Consider the following 7,009-nt stretch of genomic DNA (forward strand, 5'->3'; position numbering starts at 1 on the left):
GGCCACCGCCGAGGAGAGCATCCAGGTGCCCAGCGTCGGCGATCGTCCGCCGCGCCGGATGCCGCGCCACGCACTGGCCCAGGCGGTGCAGGGCCGTTACGAGGAAATTTTCGAGATGGTGCAGGCCGAACTGCGCCGTTCCGGTTTCGAGGAACTGGTGCGTGCCGGCATGGTGCTCACCGGGGGTGCCTCGAAGATGGAAGGCGTGGTCGAACTGGCCGAGGAAATGCTGCAGATGCCGGTACGCGTTGGCATCCCGCAGCACGTTACCGGGCTGGGCGAAGTGGTCGGCAATCCGGTCCACGCCACCGGCGTAGGCCTGCTGCTGATGGGCAGCCAGATCGAACACCCGCGCCGTCCGTCGCTGCCCACCGGGCGCGCCGGCAGCATGTTCAAGAAACTCAAGACCTGGTTCCGCGGCGAATTCTGAGCGCGGTACTGACACGCAGTACACATGCAACACGCGATAAGCATTTCCCGAAAATTCCACGCAGTCCACGCAACACCGGCAACACCACGCAGTGCGAAGTAACTGGAACACAGGCAACACCGCGGCCCCCCGGCCGTTCATTGAAGCAGGCAACACGGCCGCAACCGGTGCGAACCGGCCAGGGCAAACCAACTACAACTCGCCGGCACGACGGTGGGGGAGGACAGGAGAAGGAATCTCCAACGCCCCCGTCCCGCGTAAACGGCATCAAGAGGACACGGACATGGCGCATTTCGAACTGATTGAAAAGATGGCACCCAATGCGGTGATCAAGGTGATCGGCGTGGGCGGCGGCGGCGGCAACGCCGTGGCGCACATGGTCAGCACCAGTGTGGACGGCGTGGAATTCATCACCGCCAACACCGACTCGCAGGCCATCAAGAATTGCGGTGCCAAGCTGCAGCTGCAGCTGGGTACCAACGTCACCAAGGGCCTGGGCGCCGGCGCGAATCCGGAAGTGGGCCGCCAGGCCGCGCTGGAAGACCGCGAGCGCATCATGGATGCCCTGCAGGGTGCGGACATGGTGTTCATCACCGCCGGCATGGGCGGCGGCACCGGCACCGGCGCCGCGCCGGTGGTTGCACAGCTGGCCAAGGAGATGGGCATCCTGACCGTCGCCGTGGTCACCAAGCCGTTCCCGTTCGAAGGCCGTCGCCGCATGCAGGTCGCGCTGAAGGGCATCGAGGAACTGAGCCAGCATTGCGATTCGCTGATCACCATCCCCAACGAAAAGCTGATCACCGTGCTGGGCCGCAACGCCACCATGATCCAGGCCTTCCGTGCCGCCAACGACGTCCTCCAGGGCGCCGTGCAGGGCATCGCCGACCTGATCGTGCGTCCGGGCCTGATCAACGTCGACTTCGCCGACGTGCGCACCGTCATGTCCGAAATGGGCCTGGCGATGATGGGCACCGGCACCGCCCGTGGCGATGACCGCGCCCAGGCCGCCGCCGAAGCCGCCATCCAGAACCCGCTGCTGGACGATGTGAACCTGGCCGGTGCCAACGGCATCCTGGTCAACATCACCGCCGGCGCCGACTTCACCATGGCCGAGTTCGACGAGATCGGCCGCACCATCGATGGCTTCGCTTCCGAAGACGCCACCGTGGTGGTCGGTACCGTGCTGGATCCGGATATGCAGGACGAAGTCCGCGTGACCGTGGTCGCCACCGGCCTGAACCGTGCCGTGGCTGCCAAGACCCAGCGTCCGGGCGAGCGCGCGCCGATCAAGCTGGTCCGCAACGCCACCACCGGCCAGCCGGAGTTCGGCGAGTTCGACACCGGCGGCGATGCCGTGTCCAAGGCCGTCGGCGGCATGGGCATGGGGATGGGCCTGCGTCGTCCCAGCGCGGACACCGTGGCTCCGTCGGCGCCGTCGTCCTCGGGCCCCGCGGCTGCTGAACTGCCCAACGATTACCTGGACATCCCGGCGTTCCTGCGCCGCCAGGCGGACTGACGCGTGCATGCCGGGGTCTTGTCCTCCCCGGTTGACGCCTCCATGTCCCTTGCTGCCGGGCCAGGATCGGCCCGGCAGTCTGCCGCCTTCGTGCCTCGGCACGTGTGTGCGGCGCTGCCCGTCTTTCGGTTCAGAAAGGGGGAGCGGTAGTGCGTGTTATTCTTGTTTGTCACCGTCGCGCTGACCGCGCGCTTTCCCGGTCCTGCTCCCCATGATTCCGCAACGAACCCTCAAGAACACGATCCGCGCCACCGGCGTTGGCCTGCACAGCGGTGACAAGGTCTACATGACCCTGCGCCCGGCACCGGTCAACCATGGCATCGTGTTCCGGCGGGTCGATCTGGAACCGGTGGTGGAAGTGCCCGCGCGCGCGGACCTGGTCACCGAAGTCACCCTGTGCACCGGGCTGACCTACCACGACGCCAAGATCCAGACCGTCGAACACCTGATGTCGGCCCTGGCCGGCCTGGGCGTGGACAACATCATCGTGGAATTGTCCTCGGCCGAGCTTCCGATCATGGACGGCTCTTCCGGTCCGTTCGTGTTCCTGCTGCAGTCGGCAGGCATCGCCGAGCAGGACGCACCCAAGCGCTTCATCCGCATTCTCAAGACCGTGGAAGTGACCGAAGGCGACAAGGTCGCCCGCTTCGAGCCCTACGAGGGCTACAAGCTCGGTTTCACCATCCAGTTCGATCATCCGATGATCCCGGCCAAGCAGTCCCGCGCCGAGATCGAGTTCTCCACGGCCGCCTACACCAAGGAAATCTCCCGCGCTCGCACCTTCGGCTTCATGCGCGACCTGGAGTACATGCGCGAGCGCAACCTGGGTCTGGGCGGGTCGATGGACAACGCCATCGTGCTCGACGAATTCCGTGTGCTCAACGACGACGGCCTGCGCTACGCCGACGAGTTCGTGCGCCACAAGATCCTCGACGCGATCGGCGACCTGTACCTGGCCGGTGGCCAAGTGCTGGGTGCCTACGAAGGCTTCAAATCCGGCCATGCGCTCAACAACAAGCTGGTGCGGGCCCTGATGGCYGATGCCAGCGCCTGGGAGTGGGTCAGCTATGACGCGGCGGCGGCCACGGCCCCGGTCGTTTACAGTGTCCCGGCCTACGCCTGATCTTCCGCAATCCATTGAATCTATTGAAAAACAAACGGCGCCCAAGGCGCCGTTTCGCGTTTCCGGGTCGAACCCGCTGGTTTCTTGACGTCGATGAACCATTGGCCGACGTGGGTCACGGATTTGTGAACCTGATCGAGGTTCTTGCTGAATTTAACGCAAATTTAATAAAAGACTAACGACTGGGCGACGTTCCGCGGCTACGATGCAGGCCGGTTCCCTGACAAGTTCACATGTTCGTGACGCGTCGGGGAAGGGGCCGGATGCCCCGATGCCTTCAGGATTTGGAGAGGTCCATGTCCTTCAGGCAAGCCAACGCGTCGCGTAGCCCTTTGTGCGTGGCGGCTGAAACTGCGTGGGGGCCATTCCGGTTGTCAACCGCTGGGGAGCGGGGAGGAGGGGCAGGCGCAGTTTTGACGGTCACCTTGGTGACCTTCAGCCCGATGGACCGGGCCGCGTCGATCAACTGTGCTTCGGCAAGCCGCAACCTGGCGTGCCACACGGGGGAGTCGACGAGAAAAACGAGGTGCTCGCCGTTTACATTCGCCAGCCGGCAACGGGTGGCCAGTGCAGGCGGTAAATGGGGGCGTAACTGACGGTCCAGCGCGTCGAGCCACAAGGCGCGGCGCAGCGGGTTACCGGCTTTATCCGCCATCACCGCATCCAGCGCCGGCTTCGGCGTTGATGGGGAAYGGGCACTGGATTTCGGCTCAGACATGAAAACTCACTGATGGCATTCAAAAAGATCGTAATCAAAACGCGTGAAGGAAAGGCCAAGACGCCGCTGGCGCGTTTGCGTTTCTACTTCGAGGATTCACCCCGGGCCCTGCTGGGCAGTGTGCTGGGGGTAGGCTGCCTGATCGGCTTCGGTGCCGGTATCGGTGGCAGCATGTTCAACGATTCCCGGCTCCACGCCAAGGTCGCCCAGCAGGAACGCGAGCTGGCGCAGGCCCAGAAAGACGCCCAGACCCAGGTCAACGCGCTGGCAGCGCGGATGGGTGAACTGCAGGCGCAGGCCACCCGTCTCAACGCCCTGGGCGAACGGCTCACCCAGATGGGCAAGCTGGAGGACGGCGAATTCGACTTCAACGAGACCCCCGGCCTCGGTGAAGGCGAGCCCGGCCCCACCCAGGACATCCCGGTCAGCGCGGTCAACGCCGACTTACAGGTGCTGGAGCAGCGCTTCGCTGCTTCAGGCCGCCAGCTGTCGGTGATGGAATCGCTGATGTTCGACCACCAGCTCGAGCAGAACGCGGTGCCCGGCCGCATGCCGATCCGCAACACCTACATCACCTCCAACTTCGGCACCCGCAGCGATCCGTTCGGTCGCGGTGCGGCCACCCACAAGGGCATGGATTTCCACGCCAAGGTCGGTGACCCGGTGATGTCGGTGGCCGACGGCGTGGTCAGCTTCGCCGGCGTGAAGGGCGGCTACGGCAACGTGGTCGACGTGGACCACGGCAACGGCTATGTGACCCGCTACGCGCACAACTCGCGCCTGGTGGTGAAGCCGGGCGACCTGGTCCGGGCCGGTCAGGAAGTGGCCAAGGCCGGTTCCACGGGCCGTTCCACCGGTGCCCACGTGCACTTCGAGGTGTGGGAGCGGGGCCAGGTGGTCAACCCGCGCAAGTTCCTCGGTGACGGCGGCAATACCCCGGTCGGGCGCGTTTCGCGCGGCTGATCGCGGATTTTCGCTTCGGAAGGGGGTGCTTGAAACGCCAGGCCCCCGACCCAAGCTACAATGGGTGTTGCCATAGACAGGGCGCAGTGCGCCCTGTTTCGTTTGCGGCGGACGATTCCCCCGGGGGAGCGTCGCCGTTGGGGCGTCTCATTCCAACCGGTTCCTTCAATGATCAACAGCCTGCTTACCCGCGTCTTCGGCAGTCGTAATGAACGACAGCTGCGCCAGCTCAACCGCATCGTCGCCAAGGTCAATGCGTTGGAGCCGGAAATCGAAACGCTCTCCGACGAGCAGCTCAAGGCCAAGACCCCGGAGTTCAAGCAGCGCATCGCTGACGGTGAAGCCCTGGACAAGGTGCTCCCGGAAGCGTTCGCGGTCTGCCGTGAAGCCAGCCGCCGCGTGCTCGGCATGCGCCACTATGACGTCCAGCTGATCGGCGGCATGGTCCTGCACCTGGGCAAGATCGCCGAAATGCGCACCGGTGAAGGCAAGACCCTGGTCGCCACGCTGCCGGTGTACCTCAACGCGCTGGAAGGCAAGGGCGTCCACGTCGTCACCGTCAACGACTACCTGGCACGCCGTGACTCGGCGCAGATGGGCAAGCTGTACAACTGGCTTGGCCTGAGCGTGGGCGTGGTGTACCCGGGCATGCCGCACGGCGACAAGCGCGAGGCCTATGCCAGCGACATCACCTACGGCACCAACAACGAATTCGGCTTCGACTACCTGCGCGACAACATGGCGCTGTCGCGCGCCGACCGCTACCAGCGCGGCCTGCACTACGCCATCGTCGATGAGGTCGACTCGATCCTGATCGACGAAGCGCGCACCCCGCTGATCATCTCCGGCCCGGCCGATGATTCCCCGGAGCTGTATATCCGCGTCAACCGCGTCGTCCCGCACCTGATCAAACAGGAAGCCGAGGAAGGCGAGGGCGATTTCTGGGTCGATGAAAAGGGCAAGCAGGTCCACCTGTCCGAAGCGGGCATGGAGCACGCCGAAGCGCTGCTGGTCGAGGCGGGCATCCTCAACGCCGAGACCGAAGGCCTGTACGCCGCGCAGAACCTGACCGTGGTGCACCACCTCAATGCCGCCCTGCGCGCGCATGCCATCTACCAGCGCGACGTCGATTACATCGTGCGCGATGGCGAAGTGGTGATCGTCGATGAGTTCACCGGCCGTACCCTGGCCGGCCGTCGCTGGTCCGATGGCCTGCACCAGGCGGTGGAAGCGAAGGAAGGCGTGCCGGTCCAGCGCGAGAACCAGACGCTGGCCAGCATCACCTTCCAGAACCTGTTCCGCATGTACAAGAAGCTGTCCGGCATGACCGGTACGGCCGATACCGAAGCCTACGAATTCCAGAGCATCTACAACCTGGAAGTGGTGGTCATCCCGACCAACCGCCCGACCATCCGCAAGGACGGTTCGGACCAGGTGTTCCTCAACCGCAACGGCAAGTTCAACGCGGTGCTGGCCGACATCCAGGCCTGCAACGAGCGCGGCCAGCCGGTGCTGGTGGGCACCACCTCGATCGAAACCTCGGAAATGCTGTCCGAGCACCTGCGCAAGGCCGGTGTGCACCACGAGGTGCTCAACGCCAAGCAGCATGATCGCGAAGCAACCATCATCGCCAACGCCGGCATGCCCGGTGCTGTGACCATCGCCACCAACATGGCCGGTCGCGGTACCGACATCGTGCTGGGCGGTTCGCTGGAAGCGCAGCTGCACGAGCTGGGCGAAGACGCCAGCGACGCGCAGCGCGCCCAGGTCAAGGCCGAGTGGCAGGCCCGCCATGAAGTGGTCAAGGCCGCCGGCGGCCTGCACATCGTGGGCACCGAGCGCCACGAATCGCGTCGTATCGACAACCAGCTGCGTGGCCGTTCCGGCCGTCAGGGCGATCCGGGTTCGTCCCGCTTCTACCTGTCGCTGGAAGACAACCTGATGCGCATCTTCGCCTCGGACTGGGTCCAGAAGGCGATGCGCATGATGGGCATGAAGGAAGACGACGTCATCGAGGACCGCCTGGTCAGCCGCCAGATCGAGAAGGCGCAGCGCAAGGTGGAAGCGCACAACTTCGACATCCGCAAGAACCTGCTGGACTTCGACGACGTCAACAACGACCAGCGCAAGGTGATCTATGCCCAGCGCGATGAACTGCTCGATGCGGAGTCGGTGAAGGAAAACGTCGACGGTATCCGTGGCGATGTGATCTACGACATCGTGGCGCGCTTCGTGCCGCCGAACTCGATCGACGAGCAG

Annotated in this window: 6 protein-coding genes; 5 read left to right on the forward strand and 1 reads right to left on the reverse strand. The window is 64.7% G+C overall.

Going from position 1 to position 7,009, the window contains the following annotated elements; translation table 11 throughout:
- The 3 genes from ACXJKH_RS11795 to lpxC all read left to right on the forward strand — a co-directional run.
- Positions 1-430 (forward strand): cell division FtsA domain-containing protein (locus ACXJKH_RS11795; RefSeq protein WP_457319578.1); only part of this gene is annotated, 430 nt, incomplete at its 5' end.
- Between the two features lie 283 nt (positions 431-713).
- Entirely contained in the window at positions 714-1,946 is a 1,233-nt protein-coding gene (gene ftsZ, locus ACXJKH_RS11800; RefSeq protein WP_256774914.1) for a cell division protein FtsZ, read from the forward strand.
- A 211-nt stretch (positions 1,947-2,157) separates the two neighbouring features.
- The gene (gene lpxC / locus ACXJKH_RS11805) at positions 2,158-3,069 is read left to right on the forward strand and encodes a UDP-3-O-acyl-N-acetylglucosamine deacetylase (RefSeq protein ID WP_256774915.1); all 912 of its coding nucleotides are present in this window, start codon (positions 2,158-2,160) and stop codon (positions 3,067-3,069) included.
- Between the two features lie 277 nt (positions 3,070-3,346).
- Here the strand turns inward: lpxC and ACXJKH_RS11810 are convergent, their stop codons facing one another.
- Positions 3,347-3,787: a DciA family protein gene (locus ACXJKH_RS11810; RefSeq protein ID WP_457319579.1), complete on the reverse strand. Its 441-nt coding sequence runs from the start codon at positions 3,785-3,787 to the stop codon at positions 3,347-3,349.
- Positions 3,788-3,799: 12 nt separating this feature from the next.
- Between ACXJKH_RS11810 and ACXJKH_RS11815 the strand changes: the two genes are divergently transcribed.
- Positions 3,800-4,750 carry a M23 family metallopeptidase gene (locus ACXJKH_RS11815; RefSeq protein ID WP_038690496.1) on the forward strand — a complete coding sequence of 317 codons (951 nt, stop codon included), beginning with the start codon at positions 3,800-3,802 and terminating at the stop codon, positions 4,748-4,750.
- A 168-nt stretch (positions 4,751-4,918) separates the two neighbouring features.
- Positions 4,919-7,009, forward strand: a 2,091-nt coding sequence (secA, locus tag ACXJKH_RS11820; protein WP_457319580.1) for a preprotein translocase subunit SecA, incomplete at its 3' end; no start/stop codon positions are given.

It is taken from the genome of Stenotrophomonas sp. P5_B8 (assembly GCF_054049855.1).